Raw genomic sequence first — 20,348 nt, 5'->3', positions numbered from 1 at the left:
CAAGCACTTCAGGCGCATCGCCACACGCTTCGACAAGCTCGCCCGAAACTACCTTGCCGCCATCACCATCGCCGCAGCACGCCTCTGGGCCAGAGATTATGAGTCCACGACCTAGCCGGTGTGGCGGCAACGAATGCGTGCTGCCAATCAGGCGTGCTTAGACCCCTCGGTGCGAGCAGCGTCAAATTCGAACGTCCAGCAACATGATCCAGGAGTTCGCGCCTCGGATAATCCATCGTCAGGTCACTGAACTCACACCACCTATCATCAAATGGACGATAGGCAACCTCTTGCAGGTGAAATTCGGGAAGGTCACGCGCAGCAGACCTAGAATTCGGAAGAGACCAGTCTCGATTGCTCCTGAGACCATATCGCCGAGAAAGCTCCTCGTCTGAGATATGCACATCACTCAGGTCGCGAAGCTTCTTCGCCATCTCCGATTCGCTGAAAGACAACGCAAAGGCATCGCGATGCGTTTGAAAGCCGAGCGCGTTTACTGGAAATAAATCGCGCAGGCGCCAACCGCGCTGGTATTCCTCGCGGCGCGAACGATCCTGCCGCGCGAAGAGGTAAAAGGGGGTGACGGGATCCAGCTGCTCCCATCGCACGCTGCCTACGGTTCCGTCGGCGGCCGCCTGATATTTTTCCAGCCGCTTGCCCCAAAGGTCGCCGCGCCAAACGCCATGCTCCAGTCCTGGCTGCTTTACCAACAGGCTGATCGCCACGCCCTGCTTGATATCGAAGACGTTCTCATCTTTTGAGCCATCCGGCGCTGCGACGTGTACAGCTCCGTGGAGATCAAGGACGTAGATCTGATTGAAGCTCCGCATGAGCGATTGGCGCATCCCTCTGAATGTCGGATTGTCAAGCCAGCGATGGTTGGTGATTACCCCAACGATACCGTTCTCCACACCTTGAACTGCCTGCTCAATTGCTTTGCCGTCGGGTCCGGTCGTTCGAAAGCTGAATCCGTCCATCTTCATCTGGGCAAAGCGCATGAACTTGACGTAGTCGTCCTGCAGCCATTTCGGATTCCGCTCGCCAAGGGGCTTGCGGGCTTCCAGGCCTGCCTCTGACTTCTCCCAAGTCGACCGGTATTCGGCCACGGCGGACGTGATCCACCGTCCCTTATTCTTCGAGTGTCCTGAATAAGGTGGATTGCCGGTTATCACCAGAATGGGCTGCTCCTTAACCGCTTGCGCCGCTTCTACTTCCTCACTGATCGCAGGCAGCAAAAGGTTCCGCTGCGGCTCGACGGGCTCCAGTGTGTTTGTCAGAAAGACCTGAAGGCGTTCGCCGTCGCGCAGCGGATGCGACAGATCCCGCAGGTACTGTGAGAGCTTCAGATGGGCGATAGTGTAGGGCGCGATCAGGTACTCGAAGCCATACAAATTTTTCAGCAAGTGCTCGCGCACGACGAGATCGGCGCGTCCCGAGTCCGAGCCGCCAACGTTATCGAAAATGCGTTGAAAGAGCTCCAGGAGGAACGTTCCCGTACCGCAGGCGAAGTCCAAGACGGTTACGCGGCGATGATCGGCCAAACCGTCGACAATCCCAAAGTTAGACTTCAAAATATCGTCGATCGCTCGCACGATGAAATTCACGACCGGCGGGGGAGTGTAGTACACGCCTCGCCCCTTGCGCATGGTCGGGTCATAAGCCTTCAAATAGTCCTCGTAGAAGTAGATAAACGGATCGCGCTCAAAGAGCCGATGCTCTTCCTCGCTCGATGCCCGCAAACGTCGACTGATGGCCCGGCGTTGCCTGAAGGAAAGATCTGCATGGATGGCCGGCAGATCGAGCCCATTGACGATGGATAGCACCTCCTCAACGACCCATCGGATGTCCCGGTACTCGTCCTTTTCGAGCTCACCCAAGAAATCGACCAATTCACGAATCAACCGAAATGAGCCAGGGACGAACTCGCGCGCATTCTGCAGCGTTACAGTGCGCGTGCCGGAGTTCAGCCTCGCAAGAAACAATCCGTAGGCCAACATCTGTGCAAAAGCATCGGCGAATTCCTTCAACGTCAGTTCATGGAAAATTTGATCGCGAAAGATCTGGAACAGGCCATAGAGCCGCCCCTCCTTATGCTGCCGTTGCTGTCGAAGTAGTTCTTCACCCAGGTAATCCCGCAGCAACCTGCTGCGCAGTGCCAGCGCAAGAGCAAGTTGCTGGGCCCGTCCAATTCCATCCGGCGCGGTTGAAAAAAACGCTCGGAGGAGCTTGGTGACAGCCGCAACCCGATCGGCATGAAGCCGATATCGCGGACTCTCCAAATCCGTCGCGTGACACAGCGTTTCGCGCTGCATCCCTTGCTTGCTGATCCAGATGAAGTGCAGATAGTCCGTGACGATGATATTCGGCGAAAGGGCGCGATACCGTGTGATCTGTTCGGATTTGAGGGCTTTGTCGAGATTCTCACCAATCGCCTTGTTCTCCGCATATCCGAGAATCAGTCCACCTCTGGTGACCTTGAAGTCAGGCGCGCCCTTTTCCGCCACCCGCTTCGGCTCGTGCTGTACGTGAATCCCCGTCGAAGTTTGATCGGCCATCCACTGCAACAATGCCTGCAGCGCAGCGCGATCGGTGTGCTCGGTCTTCTCGTCGATGGGTGTTTTTCGCAGGGCCGCTACGTACTGATCGAAAATGTCCAATTCAGAGTGCGCCCCCGGAGACGTTGAAATTGCCATTCCGATTGAACCCCCTCACCGAGCAGCCTCCAGCCCGAAATGTCAGGTGCCACGAAGGTAAGCATCACGCTGATCAACGGCTGCTATTCTTACTCTTTGTCCCTTCTCTTAGCATCGAACCGCATCGGTGTGAATCTGAGACCTGATCGAGCTGCTGCAGGAAGCTACCTCCCTTCATTCCTCAAGCGACTGGCAAAGAACGCCAGGATCTCATCCCGCGCCGCGCGCGTCGGCTGGCCCGCTTCGTCGATCAGGTGGACCGTCACCACGCTGTGCGGCGTGGTGACGAACTGGCGGAAGAAGGGCGGCACGTCGGGATTGGCGGCGCTGTCGGGGAGCACGCGGCCGTCGAAGCGCGGGCCGAGGGCCTCGGCATAGGCGGCGAAGCGCGCGGCCCGACAGAAGCGGTCGCCGGCGAAGCGGTAGGCGAGCACGGTGAGGTCGCCCTGCTCCAGCCGCGCGCGGATCGCGGCCAATTCTTCGGGCGGGCTTTCGACCGCGGCCGGATTGTCGAGCGGCAGCGAGGGCTGCGCCAGCACCGGGGCGAGCATCGCCGGCTCCAGCAGCATCGACAGCGCGAAATTGCCGGTGAAGCACATGCCGATGGCGCCGACGCCGGGCCCGCCGCATTCGCCATGCGCGAGCCGCGCCAGCGCGCGCAGCCACCCCGTCACCGGGCTCGCCCCCTTTCCGGCCAGGGTGCGGAACTCGGCGCTGACGCAGGCGCGGCGGAACACCTCGGCGCCCTCCTTCTCCGTCGCCACCGCGCCGTCGCGGCCGAACAGCGACGGCATGTAGATGGTGAAGCCGGCATCGCGGACCCAGCGGGCGAAGCGCGCGACATGCGGGCTGATCCCCGGCATCTCCGCCATCACGATCACCGCCGGGCCGGCGCCGGCGATGTGGACGGCCTTCGTTGCGCCTTCGAGCGCGACGCTGCGCCGGGTGAAGTCGTCCAGCGGATCGTCGGCGTCGAGGTCGCGGTTCGGCATGCGGGCCCCCTCCATCCTGATGCCGTCTGATACCGGATTTTGAACTTATCGATTCATCCGCTATCTGGTACCGGATGTCAAACCCAGATCCTGCCGGCCATGTCCGGAGTCGCGCCCTGGTGCCGAGAGAGAAATGCCCGATGGCGCTCGCCGCCGAGATCGTCGGCGACCGCTGGACGTTGCTGATCCTGCGCGAGGCCTTCTATGGCGTCAGCCGCTACGACGACATGCGGGCCGATCTCGGCGCGCCGCGCTCCATGCTGTCGAACCGGCTGGCCCGGCTGGTCGAGCACGGGCTGATGACCCGGCGCGCCTACCAGGAGCCGGGCGACCGCGAGCGCCACGCCTATGTGCTGACCGAGGCGGGCCGCGCGCTGGCGCTCACGCTCGTCGCGCTGACGCAGTGGGGCGAACGGTGGGTGATCAGCCGGCCGGCGCCGGTGAAGCTGGTCGACCGCACGACCGGCAAGGCGCTGCGCGTCGCGCTGGTGGACAAGGACGGCATCGAGGCCGCGCCCGAGAACGCCCGGCTGGTCAAGCGGGCGCGGTGACGGCGCCCTGCCGGCTCACCGGCGCGCAAACGGATCGAAGGTCCGCACGCCGAACACCGCGAAATCGCGCACATTGCGCGTGGCCACGGTCAGATCGTGCTCCAACGCCGTCGCGGCGATCATCGCATCCTGCATCAGAGTGTCGGAGCGCCTGTGCATGAGCTTCGCGAAGCGCCGGAACACCGCCGCATCCATCGGCAGCACGTTCCAGGTCGCCGCCACCTGCTCGACCCAGGATTCGATCGCGGCCGCGCGATCGGGGTCCTGGTCGCGGGTGATCTCGACGCCGGCCTGCAGCTCGCCGACGGTCACCGCCGAGAGATGCAGGTCGGGATCGCCGACGCCCTGCAGCCAGGCGACCACGCCGCCATGCGGGCGCGCCCGGCGGAGCTCGGAGACGACGTTGGTATCGAGAAGATACATCCGCGGTCAGAGCAAAGGCGCGGTCAGAGCGACGGCGCGGCGCGGCGGCGCAGGCCGCCGCGCTTCGGCACCGGGATATCGCCCCGCGCCGCGTCGCTCAGCAGCAACTCCTTCAGGCTCGGTCGCGCCGCGCGGCTGAGCCGGGCCCATTCGCCCTTCGGCACCAGCACGGCGACATCGGCGCCCCGCCGGGTCACCACTTGCGGCCCTTCGGCGAGGCAGGTGTCCAAAAGCTCGCTGAAGCGCGCCTTGGCGTCCTGAACCGGCCAGCTTTTCATGCGTCGCCCTCCGGTGGATCACACTAGTCATCTGACTAGTCATGGTCAAGCTAACGCCGTGCCGAAACGCCGACGATGGTGGAGAATGCAGCCATGAAAATCCCCCTGATCGAGCAGGCCAGGATCCAGGCCCAGGTGCTGGTGCCGCTGGTCCAGGCGCTGCGGGCGGAGCTCGGCGAGGCGCGCGCCGACGCCATCGTGCGCGAGGCGCTGGGCGGGCTCTATCGCAAGCTCGGCGAGCGCTGGTGGCAGGCGCAGGCAGGCGCCGATGCCGGCGCCAAGCTGAGATCGAACTTCGAGGCCTTCGCGGCCGGCGGCGCGCTCGACTACGAGATCGTGGGCGAGACGCCGGCGGCGCTGGCGCTGAACGTCACCGGCTGCCGTTATGCCCGGTTCTACCAGGCGATGGGCGCGCCGGAGCTCGGCTTCCTCTTGGTCTGCAGCGCCGACTTCCCGATGACCGAGGGCTTCGGCGGCGAGGTCGCGCTCACGCGCACGCAGACCGTCATGCAGGGCGCCCCGCATTGCGACTTCCGCTACGCGCTGAAGCCGCCCGATCGGAAGGATTGAGCGGCAGGCGCCGCATCCAACGCCCGCCGTTCAGTATGTCGCTCACCGCCCTTCCAGCTTCTGACGGTTGCCCTCGTGCAGCGCGGCGGCTTCCGGAGTCATGGTCGCGGCGAAATCCTCCATCTCGAAGATGCGGCGGATCTCGATCTCGCTCGGGCCCGGCATCGGGTTGGGGCAGCGCTTCACCCAGGCCACCGCCTCGTCCATGTCCTTGACCTGCCAGATCCAGAAGCCGGCGACCAGTTCGGCCGTGTGCTTGAACGGGCCGTCGATCACCGTGCGCTTCGCGCCGTCGAAGGCGACGCGCTTGCCCTTGGACGAGGGATGCAGCCCCTCCCCCGCCTGCATGATGCCGGCCTTGACCAGTTCCTCGTTGTACTTGCCCATGGCTTCGAGCAGTTCGCCGGACGGCATCGTGCCCGCCTCGCTGTCGGCGGTCGCCTTGACCAGAACCATCACACGCATGCTGTGACTCCTTCGGTGGATCGGGGCCGGCGCGGCCCGTTCGACCCAAGGACGAAGCGCACCGCCGCGTTCCGACAGCGGGCGTGACAATTTCTTCGGCGCGGAGCCGCAGGACGAAACGGCTGTCGATCCGGCACCGCTCATGTCCTAAGATCAACACCACAAACCGCGTAGAACCAAAGTCACCAAGGGGGATCGCCGCGCATGCTGACCGACCGCTATGGCCTCGCCCTCACCACCTCGTCGCCGGCGGCGCGCGACGCCTATGTCGCGGGCTGCGACTGCACGCTGTCGGCGGCCTATGGCGATGCGGCGCTCCTGACCCGGGCGGTCGAGGCGGATCCGGATTTCGCCGTCGCCCATGCGGCGCTGGCGCGGGCCAAGTTCCTGGTCGCCGAGGTGCCGGCGGCGCGGGCCGCGGCGGCAAGAGCGCGCGAGCTCGCGCCCAAGGCGAGCCCGCGCGAGCAGAGCCATGTCGACGCGCTCTGTCTCTCGATCGAGGGCAAGCCGGTCGAGGCGCTGGCGGCGACGCGGGCGCATCTGGCCGAGCACCCGCGCGACGCCATGGTGGCGGCGCCGGCGACCGGCGTGTTCGGCCTGATCGGCTTCTCGGGCCGGCAGGGGCGCGAGCCGGAACAGCTCGAGTTCCTGGAGGCGTTGAAGCCCCATCTCGCCGACGACTGGTGGTTCCAGATTGTCTATGCCTTCGCGCTGGAGGAGATGGGCCGGCTCGACGAGGCGCTGACATGGATCGAGCGTGGCATGGCGGGCTTCCCGAAGAGCGCGCATGGCGCGCATATCAAGGCGCATGTGCTGTACGAGATGGGCGAGAACCGCGCCGGCCTCGACTATCTCGACAGCTGGCTGCCGGCCTATGAGCGCCAGGGCCTGATGCATTGCCATATCTCCTGGCATATCGCGCTGTTCGCGCTGGTGCTGGGCGACACCGAACGCGCCTGGAATGTGTATCGCGCCCAGGTGCATCCCGGCGGTTCCTGGGGGCCGGCGCTCAACGTCGCGACCGACGGGCCGTCCTTCCTGTGGCGCGCCGAGCTCGCCGGCCAGCAGCGGCGGCCGGAGCTCTGGCGCGAGGTGACGGACTACGCGCTGAAGATGTTCCCGAAGGCGGGCGTCGCTTTCGTCGACGTGCACCGGGCGCTCGCCTGTGTCGGCTGCGAGGACCGCGACGGGCTTGCCACTGTCGCGGCGGAGCTGGAGGAGCGCGCCGCTTCGGGCCGCTCGCCGGCCGGCGACGTGGTGCCGCGCATCGCGCGTGGCTTCGCCGCCTATGGCCGCGGCGATCTCGCCGGCGCCATCGCGACCTTGGAGGGTGTGCTACCCGAGACGGTGCGGATCGGCGGCAGCCGGGCGCAGCGCGACCTGGTGGAGAACACGCTGATCGCCGCCTATCTCAAATCCGGCCGCGCCGCCGACGCGAAGCGCATGGTCGCCGCCCATGCGGACCGGCGGCCGGCCGTGCCGGTCGCCGGCCTCGCGTAAGTCGCGGGCTCAGAATTCGAGCTTCTCGCCCGGATTGATCGGGAACACCTTGGTCGAGCTTGGCCCAAGCGCCGCCATGTATTCCTGCGGCGTGCCTTTCAGCGGCGGGAAGGTGCCGTAGTGGAAGGGCAGCGCGTATTTCGGCTTCAGGTGCTCGCGCGTCGCCACCGCGGCGTCCTTCGGGTCCATCACGAAATGGCCGCCGATCGGGATCAGGATCAGGTCCGGCTTGTAGTAGTCGCCGATGAACTTCATGTCGGCGAACAGGCCGGTATCGCCCATGTGGTAGACCTTGAAGCCGTTCTCCAGCTCGATGATGAAGCCGACCGGCTCGCCACCGACATGGGTCTCGTCCTTGCCGGTCGCCGGGTTGCGCCAGACCAGCTCGGAAGAATGCTCGGCCCGCGTCATGGTGATCTTGATGTTGGGGCCGAGCGGCGTGATGGTGCCGCCCTTGTTCATGCGCGGCACCAGGTTGGCCGGCAGCACGCCCAAGGTGAGCAGCGACTGGTTCAGCCCGGCCGGGCCGATCACCGGCGCGTTGTTCTTGGTCGACAGGGCCGGCGCGTCGCCCAGGTGATCGCCATGCGCATGCGTCACCAGGATCAGGTCGATCTTGCCGAGCGCGTCGAGGTTCTTCCACTGCACCGGCGTCTTCGGGTTCTGGGTCAGGAAGGGATCGATCATGATCACCTTGCCGCCCGGCGTGGTGAGGCGGATCGCCGACTGGCCGAGCCACAGGACCTCGGCCTTCGGACCGGCCGCCTGGGTTGCCGTCGGTTGCGGCGCGCAGCTCGCCAGAGCGACGGCTACGGCGGCCGCGAGCGCAATACGCATCGATGTCGGACCGGTCATTCGATCGTCTCCCCTTCTGCCCCTTTCGCCACAGCATAGCGGACCGGCCGGATGCCGTCGCCCCCGGCCAGGGTTCTGGACGCCGCGCCGGCCCGCTAGGCCTGATGGCCTAGGCCGCCGACCGACGTGAACCGCCCCGCCCTGCCCGCGTTTCGTGGGCAGCGGGCCGGGAATTGTCAGCAATGCTGGAGTTCGGCGTGAGCTACGAAGCGATCCGCCTCAAGGAGGAAGCCGCCCTGTGCCGCCGCCTGGCGGCGGCGATGCAATCGCCCTTGCAACGCGGCCATTATCTCGGCTGGGCCGAGGAATACGAGCGCATGGCAAAGGCCTACGAGAAGCCGCCGCGAAAGACCGGCCGCGAGCCGGCGTGACGGCGCCGCGATGGGCGCGGCCGGGCACCGGCCCGGCCGCAATCCCGCTTCAGCGCAACTTCCGGCGGGCGAGGCCCAGCGCCACCAGGCCGAGCCCGAGCAGCGCCAGGCTCGCGGGCTCCGGCACGCCGGTCGGCGGCGGTTGCGTCGTGGTGACCGGCGCGATCGTCACCTTGGTCGACGCCAGCGCGCCGCTGCTGAACAGGCTGGCATCGTCGTTGGTCAGCTGGAAGAAGCCCTGCAGGATTTCACCCGGCCCGCCGCTCGGCAGGTCCAGGCTCAGCGTCTCGTTCAGACCGGTGAACGGGATGCTCTCGTCGAAGACGAACTCGTTCAGAAACAGCAACTCGACCGCCGGCCCGACCTGTTGCTGAACTTCGGTGTAGATCTGGCTGGTCCCGGAGATCTGGCGCCGGCTATAGCCGCCGAACAGATCGCTCGCGAACGCGACCGTCGTGCCGTTGATGGTCAGCGTCGCGCTGATCGCCGGGCTCGCCGTGGTGCCCGCCCCGAAGCCGGTGCCGCCGCGCAGGTCGGCGAAGCCCGCCCCGCTCTGCGTGTCGCCGACCACGGTGTCGAAGCGGAACGTCGCGCTGAAGCTCTGCCCGGTGAGGTCGTGGAAGCCGCCGGCGAGCGGCACGCCGAACAGATCGAGCGTGTCGTTGCCGTTGCTGACCGTGCCGGTCCATGTCACGTCGATCTGCGCCGCCTGCACCGGCATGACGCCGAGAATTGTTGCCGCGAGAGCGGCCACCCAGACTTTGATCCTGTTCATCGCCTCGCTCCTTGCTTCCCTTGCTTGCGATGGCCGAACGGCCCATCGGGAGCCTCTGCGCAGGAACCGTGCCAGACAGCTATCTGGCTGGCGGGCAAGGACTTTCCGATTCCTACAGAGTTGCAATGTCGCGCCCGCCGTCACTCATGAATATGAGCGGCGGCGGATTCCAATCGCGCCGATGCTATGTTCCATCCCGCCATGATCTATGCGCATCACCGGATCGAGACGGCGCCGCGCCGCTGGCGCGAGGTGGCCGAAGAGCTCGCCGCACCGTCGCGGCGCGAGCATCTGCGCGGCGGGGGCGCCGCGCTCTACGGCATCTGGCGGAGCCAGATCGGCCGACCGCGCGACGAGCTCAACGCGATCACCGTCTGGCCGGACGGCACCGCTGCCGACCGCGCGGAGGCCGCGTTCCTGCAGAATGTTCCGGACGTTCGGTCCTGCGCGAGCGAGCTGATGCAGCCGACATTGCGCCCCGCCGATCCCACGCCGCCGCGACGACAGGGCAACTACGCCTTCCGCTGGTTCGCGACGCCGCAGACGCATTGGGACGAGTTCCTGGCGCTCTGCGCAGAGGCCTGGCCCGGTTTCGAGGCGGCCTATGATTCGCAGGTGATCGGCCTCTGGCGCATGACGGGCGGAGGCACCGCCCCGACCGATGCGGCGACCGGCGCCGGATTGCCGGGCGTGCGCAGCCTGCTGCTGACCCGCCGCCCCGATCTCGCCATGTGGGAGCGCTCGAAGCTGCCGCAGGGCGCGGCCGAGCAGGCTGTGCGCGACGCGCTGAGCCGGCGCTACGACCTCTGCGACTGGACGGTGGTGTCGACGGCGACCCTGCTCACCGCCGAGGATCGGCAGGACAGCGCGCGCTGGACGTGAGCGTCGGTTTCAGGCCGGCGCGCCGAGATGGAAGACCAGCATGCCGAGCACCATGTTGATGGTCGTGCCGTCTTCGCTCAGCGGCAGGTTGAGCGTCTCGTAGCTGTAGTAGTTCTTGTCGGGGTAGAAGGCGGTGCCGAAGGTGCGCAACGGTGCCTTCCGGGCGATCACCTGGCGGAACGTGCGATAGATCTCGGCCAGCAGATCGGGCGAATAGATCTCGTCGTAATATTTGCCGGTCGAATCGCGCTGCATGGTGCGGGTGATCTCCGTGCCGATCAGGCGGTAGCGCAGCCTGAGCGGCTCCGGCTGGACGTCGATCAGCACGATGTTCGGCAGCAGGGTGCGGATGTCTTCCGGGCGGATATCCGCCCGTCGGGGCATCGGCCGATCGCCGCGGATTTCGTCCCAATAACGCCGCAGCTCCAGCAGCCGCGGGTCGCGGACGCTCAGCCGCGGGTCCATTTCGGCCCATAGCGCCGGAAACTCTTTCAATTCCGGCACATCATTCGGCATCTGACGGCTTTCCTTCCCGCGAAGCAGCGCGAAGTGCGCCGCCGGACTTACATAGCGCTACAATAACAAAGCCCATATATCTCATGGGGATTTTATCAGGGACCGTCCCCGGGTCGCAGATCGGCGAAATGGCCGAATGGCCACGCCCAATCAGCGGGCCGGCCGCCGCTTCGATCGCCGAACGCCGTGGCTTACGCCGCTTCCTGCTGCGCCACCGTCGGCGCCTCGCCCTGGATGGTGGTGCGGCGCATGTCGCGTACCTTCGTTTCGTCGAAGGGCCGCACGCGGTGCATCAGCTGGCGGTTGTCCCAGATCACCAGGTCATGCTGCCGCCATTGATGCGCGTGCACGAAGCGGCGCTGGGTCGCGTGCTCGGCGAGCTCCCGGATGAAGTCGCGCGCCTCCGGCATCGGCCAGCCGACGATGGTGCCGATATGCGAGGAGAGATAGAGCGACTTCCGCCCGGTCACCGGGTGGGTGCGGACCAGGCGCTGGCGCACCGGCTTGAAGGTGACCAGCTCCTCCGCGGTGAACGGGCCGAAGCCCATGCTGCCGCGCGAATACAGCAGCGAATGCTCGCAGACCAGGCCCTCGATCTCGGCCTTGGTCGCCTCGGGCAGCGCGTCGTAGGCAGCGCGCATATCGGCGAATTCGGTATTGCCGCCATCGGTCACCACCACGCGCCCCGACAGCAGCGAGTACTTCGCCGGCACGGCGCGGAACGAGCTGTCGGAATGCCAGAGCCGGTTGCCCAGGTTGAACATGCGCTGGCGGTCGTCGCGGGCCAGCACCTTGTTGTCCTTGTCGAGGTTAGAGACGTCGGCGATGTCGAGGCTGAGCCGGCGGTCCTCCGGCTTCGTCACGTTGGAGCCGACCGCCTGCTCGATCTTGCCGAAGTTTCGGCTGAAGGCGACCTGCTGCTCGTCGGTGATGTCCTGGCCGTGGAACACCAGCACGGCGAACTGGTCCATGCCGGCCTCGACCGCCGCGACCTCGGCCGCGCTCATCGGCCGGCGCAGGTCGATGCCGGACACCTCGCCGGCGAAGAGCGGGTGCAGCTGGCGGATGGTGATGCTCATGGACAATTTCCTCGCTTCCGGTCTGGCGCCGAACTGCCCCGGAATCTAGCCGTCCGCAGCAGCGCCCGCCAGCCGTCGGCGCTATAGAAGGCGCATGACACTCCCCCGCCCGCCGCATGCCGTCGTGTTCGACATGGACGGCCTGATCTTCGACAGCGAGGTGCTGTACCGCGAGGCAGCGACCGCCGCGGCGGCCGCACTCGGCCAGGAACTGCCGGCCGAGCTTTACCTTGCCACCATCGGCCTGAACGGGCCGGCCACGCGCGAGCTGCTGCTCGGCCATTTCGGGCCCGGTTTCGATTTCGAGGCGCTCTGGCTCGCCGCGACGGCGAACTTCCGGCGGCTGGCGGCGACGCAGCTCTGTCTCAAGGCCGGCGTCGTCGAACTGCTCGACGCGCTCGATGCACGCGGCCTGCCGCGCGCCATCGCCACCTCGTCGCGGCACGAAAGCGTCGAGCATCATCTGGCGCTGCATGGCCTGGCACACCGCTTCCCGGTCGTGGTCGCGCATGGCGACTACGCGCGCGGCAAGCCGAGCCCGGACCCGTTCCTTACCGCCGCCGCCAAGCTCGGCGTGGCACCCGAGCTCTGCCTCGCGCTCGAGGATTCCCATAACGGCGTCCGCGCCGCCGCGGCGGCCGGCATGATGACGGTGATGGTGCCCGACCTGCTGGCGGCGAATGCGGAGATGGAACAGCTCTGCATCCGCATCGCCGCCGACCTGCATGAGGTGCGAGCGTTGCTCGGGGACTGATGCTTCAGGCGAGCTTGGCCAGCAGCGCGACCAGATCGGACTGGCGCGCGGTGCCGGTCTTGGCGAAAACGACGCGGATGCGCTGCCGCGCATGCTCGCGGCTGATCGACAGCACTTCCGCCGCCTCTTGCAGGGTGGCGCCGCGCGCGAGCTGGAGCGCAAGCTCGACCTCGCGCGGGGTCAGGCCGAAGGTGCGGCGCAGCAAGTCGGCCGGCGGCACCGCGCAACGCTCCAGGTCGCGCAGCAGCACGATCGCCACGGCCGGCGAAAGCAGGCTGCGCCGGGCGCCGGCGATCGGCAGCACCTCGGCGATCACCGGCTGGCGGTTGCCGACCCGGCGGATCGGTACCGTGCCGGCGGTGGCGCCGTTGCCGCCATCGCTGCCGATGGCGGCGTGAACGGCCTGGCCCAGCGCCGCGCGGTCGCTCGAGAGCAGAGCGGTCAGCTCGCCGCCGATCACATCGACCGCGTCGCCCAGGCCGACCGCGCTGTTGAGCCCGACCACGCGGCCTTGACGATCGATCAGCACCGCGCCCCAGCCAATGCGGGCGAAGGCTTCGAGCTGACCGGTGAAGGAAGCGCGCCACGCCGCCGTCGCGGCGCGCGCCGCCAATCTCAGATGCGGCAGCGCGCGCTGCAGCGCGGCCAGTTCGTGCCCGTCATAGTGACCGCGATTGGCCGGGCGCTTCAGGCTCAGCAGCAGCGGGTCGCTGCCGGCGGCTAGCTGGGCCACCGCGTGATAGCCATAGCCGTAGGCCGCCAGAAACTCCTGATAATAGGGGTCGCGGGCAATCTCCTGGGGGGTGAAGTCGTCGAGGTCGAAGCGAAATCCGTCGGCGAGGCGCGGATTGACCCGGGTCTCGCGGCTGTCGCCGACCTCGCGCCGCTCGAAATAGTCGCGCACGATGGGCGCAATCGATTGCGACACGGCAACCGATGTCTCGCGCGACTGGCCGAGCACCAGCGTCGCGCCCGAGGCACCCAGGGCCTCGGCCACCGCATCGAGCGCCTGCGGCCATTCTTCGGGCGCCAGCGCCGCGCCAACAAAGCGATCGATAGCCGTGCCTATTTGCATCGGCCCCCTCACCTGTTGTCCAGAGCTTACGCCGCAGCGCAGCAAACACCACTCCCGTTTGGGAGGGGTGACAATCACGCTATCGTGGAGCGCGGTGCGGCCGGACGCCGGCTCAGCCCAGGCGCCCGAGCAGCATTACCAACTCGGTCTGCCGGGTCGCCCCCGTCTTGGCAAAGACCACCTTCAGCCGCTGCCGAGCATGCAGCTCGGTGATCGAAAGCGCGACCGCGGCCTCACGCAGCGTCGCGCCGCACGCGAGCTGGGCCGCGAGATCCGCCTCACGCGGTGTCAGGCCGAAGGTGCGCCGCAACAGTTCGAGCGGCGGCATCGGCTGGCGGTCGAGGTCGCGCAGCAGGACGATCACGACAGCTGGTGCCAGCAGGCTCTGCATGGCGCCGGCGATGGGCAGCACATCGGCGACCACCGGCCGGCGGCCGGCGATACGGTGAATGATCACGGTGGAGGGCGGCGGCGTGCGGCTCGGCATGTCGTAGCCAAGCGCGCCGCGGATCGCCGCCGCCAGGGCGATCCTGTCGGCCCCGAGCAGCGCGGTGAGCTCGCCGCCGACGATGTCGACCGCATCGCCGAGCGCCACCGCCTCGTTCACCTCGACCGCGCGGCCCCGGCGGTCGAGCAGAACAGCACCGATGCCGATACGGGTGAAGGCGTCGAGCTGGCCGGTGAAGGAGGCGCGCCATGCCATTGCCGCGGTGCGGGCCGCCTGCCGGAGATGCGGCAGCGCGCGTTGCAGCTGATCCAGTTCGAGACCGTCGTAATGGCCGCGCCGCGCCGGGCGCTTCAGACTCAGTATCAGCTCGTCGGGGCCGCCGGCCAGGGTCGCGGCGGCGTGATAGCCGAGCCCGTGCGGCGCCAGGAACTCCTGATAATAAGGGTCGCGCGCCATCTCGGCCGGCGTGAAGTCGTCGTAATCGGTACGGAAGCCTTCCGTGATCCGGGTCAGCACCCGGGTCTCGCGCGTGTCGGGGATGGCGAGGTGAAAGTACTCCTCGATCAGGCCGGTGACCGAGTTCGACACCGCGACGCTGGCGCGCCGCGTGCGGCCGAGCACCATGGTGGCGCCGGTCGCGCCCAGTGCCTCGGAGATGGTGTCGAGCGCGCGCGGCCATTCGTCCGGCGCCAGCGCCGCCGCCACGAATCGATCGATCGCCACCGCCGCCTGCATGGACCGGCCTCGTCACCCGGTGCAGAGCCTAGATTGCGGCGCTTCAGGGGCCACTCCCATTCAGGAGTGACGGTAACGTTGGCGGCCGGGCTCAGGCGGCCGGCTGCAACGCCGCTCCCGCCCGCTCGGACGGCGTGCGGTCGTCCATCGGCCATTGCAGGGCGAAGGCGAGCGCGCCGATGGCGATCAGGCCGAGCCAGGCGGTGGTGTACGAGCCGGTGGCATCGAAGGCGATGCCGCCCAGGAGCACGCCGCAGAACGAGCCCACCTGATGACTGAGGAAGACGAAGCCGTAGAGCGCGCCGAAATGCTTCAGCCCGAACACGCGCCCGACCAGGCCCGAGACCAGCGGCGCAACCGAGAGCCAGAGCAAGCCCATCGCGGCCGCGAACACCATGGTCGAGGCAGCGCTGACCGGCAGCGCCAGGAAGATGACGATGAAGACGGTGCGGATCAGATAGACCAGCGCGAGCAGGCGGCGCTGGCTGTAACGCGCGCCGAGCAGACCCACGACGTAAGTGCCGACCGTGTTGCAGAGCCCGATGACGCCGATCGCGGTGGCGCCGAGCGTCGCCGGCAGGCCGCAGATCACCAGATAGGACGGCAGGTGCACGGTGATGAACATCAGCTGGAAGCCGCAGGCGAAGAAGGCGACCGTCATGGCGATGTAGCCGGGATGCGTCGCCGCCACGCGCAGCACCTGGGGAAGCGTCAGCCCGTCTTCCGGCGTCGCCGTCGCGGCCGAGGCGGCGACCGCGTCGCGGCCGCGGCCGAAGCCGAGCGCCAGCACCGCCATGCAGGCCGCCATGGCGGCGAAGACGGTCCAGGCCATGCGCCAGCCATGCGCGTCGATCAGCCATTGGCCGAACGGGGCAATCACCATGGTCGCGAGCGAGCCCGCGGCGGCGACGGTGCCGACCGCCTGGCTGCGCTTCTCGGGCGGCACCGCGCGCGAGACGATGCCCATCATCACCCCGAGCCCGGTGCCGGCGACGCCGATGCCGGCCATCGCGCCGGCACCGATATCGAGGCCGATCGCGCTGCCAGCGGATGCGGTCACCAGCAGGCCGGCGGCGTAGACCAGGGCCGAGCCGATCACCACGATGCCGGTACCGAACCGGTCGGCCAGCATGCCGATGAAGGGCTGGCTTACGCCCCAGATGATGCTCTGCAGGGCGATGGCGAAGCTGAAGGCGGAGGTGGAGATGCCGATCTCCGCCATCGGCGAGAGAAACAGGCCCGAGCTCTGCCGGATGCCGGTGGAGAGGCTGAGGATCAGCGCCGACAGGATCAGCAGCAGGGCGGTGCGGGAAAGCAGGGAGCGGGCCGGCCGGGCGGGCGCTGCGATATCGGACATGGGGAACGCTTCCCGACTTGATTACACAGATCTGTGTAACTAATCTGCCGGCCCACAGGGTGGCCGGTCAAGCAGAAATTACACAGGTCTGTGTATGGTCGAACGCGACACGGCGAAGGCATCGATGCGGGAGCGGATCCTCGACACCGCCGACCGCCTGTTCTACGGCCGCGGCATCCGCGCCGTCGGCGTCGATACGGTGGCCGCGGAGATCGGCATCTCCAAGCGGACGCTCTACAACTATTTCCCGTCGAAGGACGCGCTGATCGCGGCCTATCTCGAGCGGCGCTGCAACCGCCTGCCGATCACCGACGCGCCGCCCGCCGAGCAGATCCTCGGCGCTTTCGATCGCCTGGCCCGTGTCTTCGCGGACCAGGGCTTCCGTGGCTGTCCTTTCGTCAACGCGGTGGCGGAGATCGGCGAGCCCGACCACGAGGCGAACCGGATCGCCATCGAGTTCAAGGAGCAGCGGCGTCTCTGGTTCCGCGACCTGCTGCGCCGGCTCAAGGTCAGGGATGCGGAAGGCCTGGCCGCGCAGCTGCAGATGCTGGTCGATGGCGCCATTGCCACCATGCTGGTCCGCGGCGATCCGGCCATCGCCGATACCGCCAAGGACACCGCCCGCGTCTTGCTCACGGCGGCCGGCATCGGCCTGCCGAAGCAGCGGCCGATGGCCCGTTCCGTCCGGCGCTGATATCTAGGGTATCGCCGATATCTAGGGTATCTGGGGGCTCGAGCCCAAAGCCCGCACGGGACGCCATCAGGACATGACCACCGAGGCCCTGCCCGGCCGCGCCAACCGCACCGGCCTCGGCGCGCTCTATACCGTCGCCGCCATGTTCGGCTTCGCCAGCATGGACGCGATGAGCAAGCTGCTGGTGCACGACTACGCCATCACCCAGGTGCTGTGGATCCGCTATGCGTTCTTCGTCGCCTTCGCGTTGGCGGTGACGCGCCGGCACGGCAGCTGGCGGTTCGTGCTGCGCAGCAACCGCCCCTGGCTGCAGGCGGGGCGCGGCGTGCTGGCGGTCGTCGAGGCAGCGGCTTTCGTCGCCGCCTTCTACTACCTGCCGCTCGCCGACACCCATGCGGTGGCGGCGACCTCGCCGTTGATCGTCATCGCGCTCGCCGTCGTCATGCTCGGCGAGCGGGCGGGACTCAGGCGCTGGCTCGCCGTCGGCGCCGGATTCATCGGCGTGCTGGTGATCGTCCGCCCGGGCTTCCAGACGCTGACCTGGCCGCTGCTGCTGCCGCTCGCCGGCGCCTTTCTCTGGGGCCTCTATCAGATCCTGGTACGGCTCTGCGCCATGGTGGACCGGCCGGAGACGACCTTGCTGTGGTCGGCGCTGGCCGGGCTCGGCGCCACCACCTTGGTCGGGCCGTGGCAATGGCAGCATCCGGACCTCTGGGCCTGGACCTTGCTGATCGGCATCGCGGCGCTCGGCGCGCTGTCGCATTTCGCGCTGATCAAGGCGCTCGACCATGCCGAGGCGGGCGCCGTGCAGCCCTATTCCTACACCCTGCTGGTCTGGGCGGCGGTGCTGGGCTTCGCCGTGTTCGGCGACATTCCCGACGCCTGGACCTTTCTCGGCGCCGCCGTGATCGTGCTGTCGGGCCTCTATACGTGGCATCACGATCGGCGCGAGGCCGTGGCCCGGCTATCACACTGACGATATGCGTCGACGCCCGCTCTCCGCCGGCTTTGCTCTCCGTTATGCTCGGCCGGAATTCGATCCGGAGGCAGCGCCATGGCAATCGACCCGACACTGGTGATCCGCGGCGGCACCGTCGTCGACGGCACCGGCGCGGCACCTTTCGAGGCCGATATCGCCATCGCGGGCGACCGCATCGTCGCGGTGGAGAGCCGGATCGCCGCGCGCGGCACTGAGGAGATCGATGCGCGCGGCATGGTCGTCGCGCCCGGCTTCGTCGACATCCACACCCATTACGACGGCCAGGTCACCTGGACCGGCGAGGTGACGCCGTCCTCGCTGCACGGCGTCACCACGGTGGTGATGGGCAATTGCGGCGTCGGCTTCGCGCCCTGCCGGCCGGCCGAGCACGAGCTGCTGATCAAGCTGATGGAAGGCGTCGAGGACATTCCGGAACCGGTGCTGACCGCCGGCCTCCCGTGGAACTGGGAAAGCTTCGGCGACTACATGAACGCGCTGGCGGCGCGGCGCTACGACATCGACGTCGCGACTCAGCTGCCGCATGCGGCGCTCCGCGTCTATGTCATGGGCGAGCGCGGCGCCGACCGCGAGCCGGCGACCCAGGCCGACCGCGCGGAGATGCGCCGCCTCGCCGCCGAGGCGATGCAGGCCGGCGCGCTCGGCTTCGCCACCTCGCGCACCATCAACCACCGCGCCAGCGACGGCCGCCACATCCCGACCTTGACGGCGGAGGAAGCCGAGCTGACCGAGATCGCCCTCGGCCTCAAGGATGCCGGCAAGGGCGTGATGCAGGTGGTGTCGGACCTGCGCGACCTGGAGGGCGAGTTCGCCATGCTGTGCCGCATGGTCGAGGCCTCGGGCCGTCCGCTCTCGGTTTCGCTCGCCCAGAACGACCGGTCGCCGCAGCGCTGGCGCAAGACGCTCGACCTGCTGGAGCGCGCGACGGCGCGCGGCCTGCCGATCAAGGCGCAGGTCTGTGGCCGGCCGGTCGGGTTGCTGCTCGGGCTCGAGCTGTCGCGCAATCCCTTCGTCAGCCACCCGACCTACAAGAAGTTCGCGCATTTGCCGCTGGCGGAGCGCGTCGCCGCGATGCGCAAGCCCGAGATCCGCGCGGCGTTGCTCACCGAGGAGCCGGATGCCAGCGCCGACATGCTGGCGCGCACGACCAACTACGCGAAGATCTTCCGCCTCGGCGATCCGCCGGATTATGAGCAGCCGCCGGAGCAGTCGCTCGCCGGCATCGCCGCGCGCACCGGCCGGCGGCCGGAGGAGATCGCCTATGACGCGCTGCTGGAGCGCGAGGGCCGCGGCCAGCTCTATGTGCCGTTCCTGAACTACAGCGACGGCGACCTGGAAGCCGCACGCGCCATGCTCACGCACCGGGACACGATCCCCGGCCTCGGCGATGGCGGGGCGCATTGCGGCATCATCTGCGATGCGAGCTTCACCACGCATCTCCTGACCCACTGGGCGCGCGACCGCAAGCGCGGGCCGAAACTGCCGCTGGAATGGGTGGTGGCGGCGCAGGCGCGGCGCACAGCGGCGGCAGTCGGCCTCGACGACCGCGGCGTGCTGATGCCGGGCTGGAAGGCCGATCTCAATGTGATCGACTTCGATCGCCTGACCCTGCGGGCGCCGGAAGTGACCTACGACCTGCCGACCGGCGGCCGCCGGCTGATGCAGCGGGCGGAAGGCTATGTCGCCGCCGTGGTGTCGGGTGCCGTCACCTATCGCGATGGCGCCGCGACCGGCACGAGGCCCGGCCGCGTGGTGCGCGGCGCGCAGGCCGCTTCGGCCTGACGGGACGCGATCGGCGGCGGCGCGATCAGGCTGCCGCCGCTTCGTCCTGCTTCAGCTCCTTCTCGGTCGCCTGCTGCATGGCGGCTTCGACCTTCTCCTTGATCAGCGCCTCGACCTTGGCGCGCTCCTCCGGCGACATGTTGGCCAGGTCTTCCTTGGTCAGCCCCATGCTGCGCAGGATGTCCTCGATCATGCGCTCGCCCGGCGATTTCTTCATGTAGTCGAGGAACTCGTCCCTGGGGGTGCGGGCGAAATCGATCTTCTCGTCGCTGCTCTCGGCATCGAGCTCCTGGCCGAGCCGCTGCGCCTCGAACAGGGTTTCCTGCGAGCGCTGCGCGGCGGCCGCCTCGGCCGCTGCCGCGGCGGCCAGCCGGTCCCGCTCGATCAGGTCGGTCGTGTAGGCAGTGTCCTCGGCCGTCTTGCGGCGCAGGCGCTCGGCCTCGCGCTCGGCGATGGCGGTCGCCGCGCTCGGATCGACATGCCGCGGCAACAGCGAGCCGAGACGATCGAAGGACGTGATCGAGCCGATGGACATCGGGCGGAATCCCCTGCGGTC

22 protein-coding genes and 1 pseudogene are annotated in these 20,348 nt (G+C 67.8%); 10 read left to right on the top strand and 13 right to left on the bottom strand.

Annotation, left to right across the window (positions count from 1 at the left end):
• Window positions 1-115, top strand: a pseudogene (locus DT074_RS22275) (IS5/IS1182 family transposase); the annotation flags it as partial.
• Here DT074_RS22275 and DT074_RS22270 read toward each other — a convergent pair.
• Together DT074_RS22270 and DT074_RS22265 are read right to left on the bottom strand one after the other, a co-directional pair.
• Window positions 63-2,657, bottom strand: a complete 2,595-nt coding sequence (locus tag DT074_RS22270) for a type ISP restriction/modification enzyme (protein WP_162915101.1) — start codon at window positions 2,655-2,657, stop codon at window positions 63-65. The pseudogene DT074_RS22275 and the gene DT074_RS22270 sit on opposite strands and share 53 nt — an antisense overlap.
• Window positions 2,658-2,857: 200 nt before the next feature.
• Window positions 2,858-3,685 (bottom strand): dienelactone hydrolase family protein, encoded by an 828-nt coding sequence (locus DT074_RS22265; RefSeq protein ID WP_119422066.1) that lies wholly within the window; start codon window positions 3,683-3,685, stop codon window positions 2,858-2,860.
• Window positions 3,686-3,825: 140 nt separating this feature from the next.
• Between DT074_RS22265 and DT074_RS22260 the strand changes: the two genes are divergently transcribed.
• Window positions 3,826-4,236 carry a winged helix-turn-helix transcriptional regulator gene (locus tag DT074_RS22260; protein ID WP_119422065.1) on the top strand — a complete coding sequence of 137 codons (411 nt, stop codon included), beginning with the start codon at window positions 3,826-3,828 and terminating at the stop codon, window positions 4,234-4,236.
• A gap of 15 nt (window positions 4,237-4,251) precedes the next feature.
• On the opposite strand, the gene DT074_RS22255 is transcribed toward DT074_RS22260, so the two are convergent.
• The gene (locus DT074_RS22255) at window positions 4,252-4,659 is read right to left on the bottom strand and encodes a type II toxin-antitoxin system VapC family toxin (protein WP_119422064.1); all 408 of its coding nucleotides are present in this window, start codon (window positions 4,657-4,659) and stop codon (window positions 4,252-4,254) included.
• Between the two features lie 23 nt (window positions 4,660-4,682).
• Window positions 4,683-4,937: a type II toxin-antitoxin system Phd/YefM family antitoxin gene (locus tag DT074_RS22250; RefSeq protein WP_119422063.1), complete on the bottom strand. Its 255-nt coding sequence runs from the start codon at window positions 4,935-4,937 to the stop codon at window positions 4,683-4,685.
• 93 nt (window positions 4,938-5,030) lie between these two features.
• Here DT074_RS22250 and DT074_RS22245 point away from each other — a divergent pair, with 93 nt between their 5' ends.
• Window positions 5,031-5,507: an L-2-amino-thiazoline-4-carboxylic acid hydrolase gene (locus DT074_RS22245; protein WP_119422071.1), complete on the top strand. Its 477-nt coding sequence runs from the start codon at window positions 5,031-5,033 to the stop codon at window positions 5,505-5,507.
• A gap of 42 nt (window positions 5,508-5,549) precedes the next feature.
• Here DT074_RS22245 and DT074_RS22240 read toward each other — a convergent pair whose 3' ends face one another.
• On the bottom strand, window positions 5,550-5,972 hold the full coding sequence (locus DT074_RS22240; RefSeq protein ID WP_119422062.1) for a YciI family protein: 423 nt from the start codon (window positions 5,970-5,972) through the stop codon (window positions 5,550-5,552).
• Between the two features lie 204 nt (window positions 5,973-6,176).
• Between DT074_RS22240 and DT074_RS22235 the strand changes: the two genes are divergently transcribed.
• Window positions 6,177-7,472, top strand: a complete 1,296-nt coding sequence (locus DT074_RS22235; protein ID WP_119422061.1) for a tetratricopeptide repeat protein — start codon at window positions 6,177-6,179, stop codon at window positions 7,470-7,472.
• Window positions 7,473-7,481: 9 nt separating this feature from the next.
• On the opposite strand, the gene DT074_RS22230 is transcribed toward DT074_RS22235, so the two are convergent.
• Window positions 7,482-8,327, bottom strand: coding sequence for a metal-dependent hydrolase (locus DT074_RS22230; protein WP_368744845.1), 846 nt, complete (start codon window positions 8,325-8,327; stop codon window positions 7,482-7,484).
• Between the two features lie 182 nt (window positions 8,328-8,509).
• Here DT074_RS22230 and DT074_RS22225 point away from each other — a divergent pair, with 182 nt between their 5' ends.
• A complete protein-coding gene (locus DT074_RS22225) occupies window positions 8,510-8,698 on the top strand; it encodes a hypothetical protein (protein ID WP_119422060.1) in 189 nt (62 codons plus the stop codon).
• Between the two features lie 49 nt (window positions 8,699-8,747).
• Here DT074_RS22225 and DT074_RS28580 read toward each other — a convergent pair whose 3' ends face one another.
• The gene (locus tag DT074_RS28580; protein WP_368744844.1) at window positions 8,748-9,473 is read right to left on the bottom strand and encodes a PEP-CTERM sorting domain-containing protein; all 726 of its coding nucleotides are present in this window, start codon (window positions 9,471-9,473) and stop codon (window positions 8,748-8,750) included.
• A 186-nt stretch (window positions 9,474-9,659) separates the two neighbouring features.
• Here DT074_RS28580 and DT074_RS22215 point away from each other — a divergent pair, with 186 nt between their 5' ends.
• On the top strand, window positions 9,660-10,355 hold the full coding sequence (locus DT074_RS22215; RefSeq protein WP_119422059.1) for a hypothetical protein: 696 nt from the start codon (window positions 9,660-9,662) through the stop codon (window positions 10,353-10,355).
• Window positions 10,356-10,364: 9 nt separating this feature from the next.
• Here the strand turns inward: DT074_RS22215 and DT074_RS22210 are convergent, their stop codons facing one another.
• Together DT074_RS22210 and DT074_RS22205 are read right to left on the bottom strand one after the other, a co-directional pair.
• The gene (locus tag DT074_RS22210; protein ID WP_119422058.1) at window positions 10,365-10,871 is read right to left on the bottom strand and encodes a PAS domain-containing protein; all 507 of its coding nucleotides are present in this window, start codon (window positions 10,869-10,871) and stop codon (window positions 10,365-10,367) included.
• A gap of 191 nt (window positions 10,872-11,062) precedes the next feature.
• On the bottom strand, window positions 11,063-11,950 hold the full coding sequence (locus DT074_RS22205; RefSeq protein WP_119422057.1) for a TauD/TfdA dioxygenase family protein: 888 nt from the start codon (window positions 11,948-11,950) through the stop codon (window positions 11,063-11,065).
• Window positions 11,951-12,044: 94 nt separating this feature from the next.
• Between DT074_RS22205 and DT074_RS22200 the strand changes: the two genes are divergently transcribed.
• Window positions 12,045-12,704 carry an HAD family hydrolase gene (locus DT074_RS22200; RefSeq protein WP_119422056.1) on the top strand — a complete coding sequence of 220 codons (660 nt, stop codon included), beginning with the start codon at window positions 12,045-12,047 and terminating at the stop codon, window positions 12,702-12,704.
• 4 nt (window positions 12,705-12,708) lie between these two features.
• Here DT074_RS22200 and DT074_RS22195 read toward each other — a convergent pair whose 3' ends face one another.
• The 3 genes from DT074_RS22195 to DT074_RS22185 all read right to left on the bottom strand — a co-directional run bounded on the left by DT074_RS22195 (window position 12,709) and on the right by DT074_RS22185 (window position 16,319).
• The gene (locus tag DT074_RS22195) at window positions 12,709-13,779 is read right to left on the bottom strand and encodes a helix-turn-helix transcriptional regulator (protein WP_119422055.1); all 1,071 of its coding nucleotides are present in this window, start codon (window positions 13,777-13,779) and stop codon (window positions 12,709-12,711) included.
• A 112-nt stretch (window positions 13,780-13,891) separates the two neighbouring features.
• A complete protein-coding gene (locus DT074_RS22190) occupies window positions 13,892-14,962 on the bottom strand; it encodes a helix-turn-helix transcriptional regulator (RefSeq protein ID WP_119422054.1) in 1,071 nt (356 codons plus the stop codon).
• 91 nt (window positions 14,963-15,053) lie between these two features.
• Window positions 15,054-16,319, bottom strand: a complete 1,266-nt coding sequence (locus tag DT074_RS22185) for an MFS transporter (RefSeq protein WP_119422053.1) — start codon at window positions 16,317-16,319, stop codon at window positions 15,054-15,056.
• 124 nt (window positions 16,320-16,443) lie between these two features.
• Here DT074_RS22185 and DT074_RS22180 point away from each other — a divergent pair, with 124 nt between their 5' ends.
• The 3 genes from DT074_RS22180 to DT074_RS22170 all read left to right on the top strand — a co-directional run bounded on the left by DT074_RS22180 (window position 16,444) and on the right by DT074_RS22170 (window position 19,792).
• A complete protein-coding gene (locus DT074_RS22180) occupies window positions 16,444-17,013 on the top strand; it encodes a TetR/AcrR family transcriptional regulator (protein WP_119422069.1) in 570 nt (189 codons plus the stop codon).
• A gap of 73 nt (window positions 17,014-17,086) precedes the next feature.
• On the top strand, window positions 17,087-17,989 hold the full coding sequence (locus tag DT074_RS22175) for a DMT family transporter (RefSeq protein WP_119422052.1): 903 nt from the start codon (window positions 17,087-17,089) through the stop codon (window positions 17,987-17,989).
• A 78-nt stretch (window positions 17,990-18,067) separates the two neighbouring features.
• Window positions 18,068-19,792: an N-acyl-D-amino-acid deacylase family protein gene (locus DT074_RS22170; RefSeq protein WP_119422051.1), complete on the top strand. Its 1,725-nt coding sequence runs from the start codon at window positions 18,068-18,070 to the stop codon at window positions 19,790-19,792.
• A 25-nt stretch (window positions 19,793-19,817) separates the two neighbouring features.
• On the opposite strand, the gene DT074_RS22165 is transcribed toward DT074_RS22170, so the two are convergent.
• A complete protein-coding gene (locus DT074_RS22165; protein ID WP_119422050.1) occupies window positions 19,818-20,327 on the bottom strand; it encodes a hypothetical protein in 510 nt (169 codons plus the stop codon).
• Window positions 20,328-20,348: the final 21 nt, after the last annotated feature.

Source organism: Desertibaculum subflavum, assembly GCA_003576705.1.
GTDB lineage: Bacteria > Pseudomonadota > Alphaproteobacteria > Ferrovibrionales > Ferrovibrionaceae > Desertibaculum > Desertibaculum subflavum.
The sequence above is the reverse complement of the archived record's forward strand: the minus strand, read 5'-3'. Positions and strand labels throughout refer to the sequence as shown.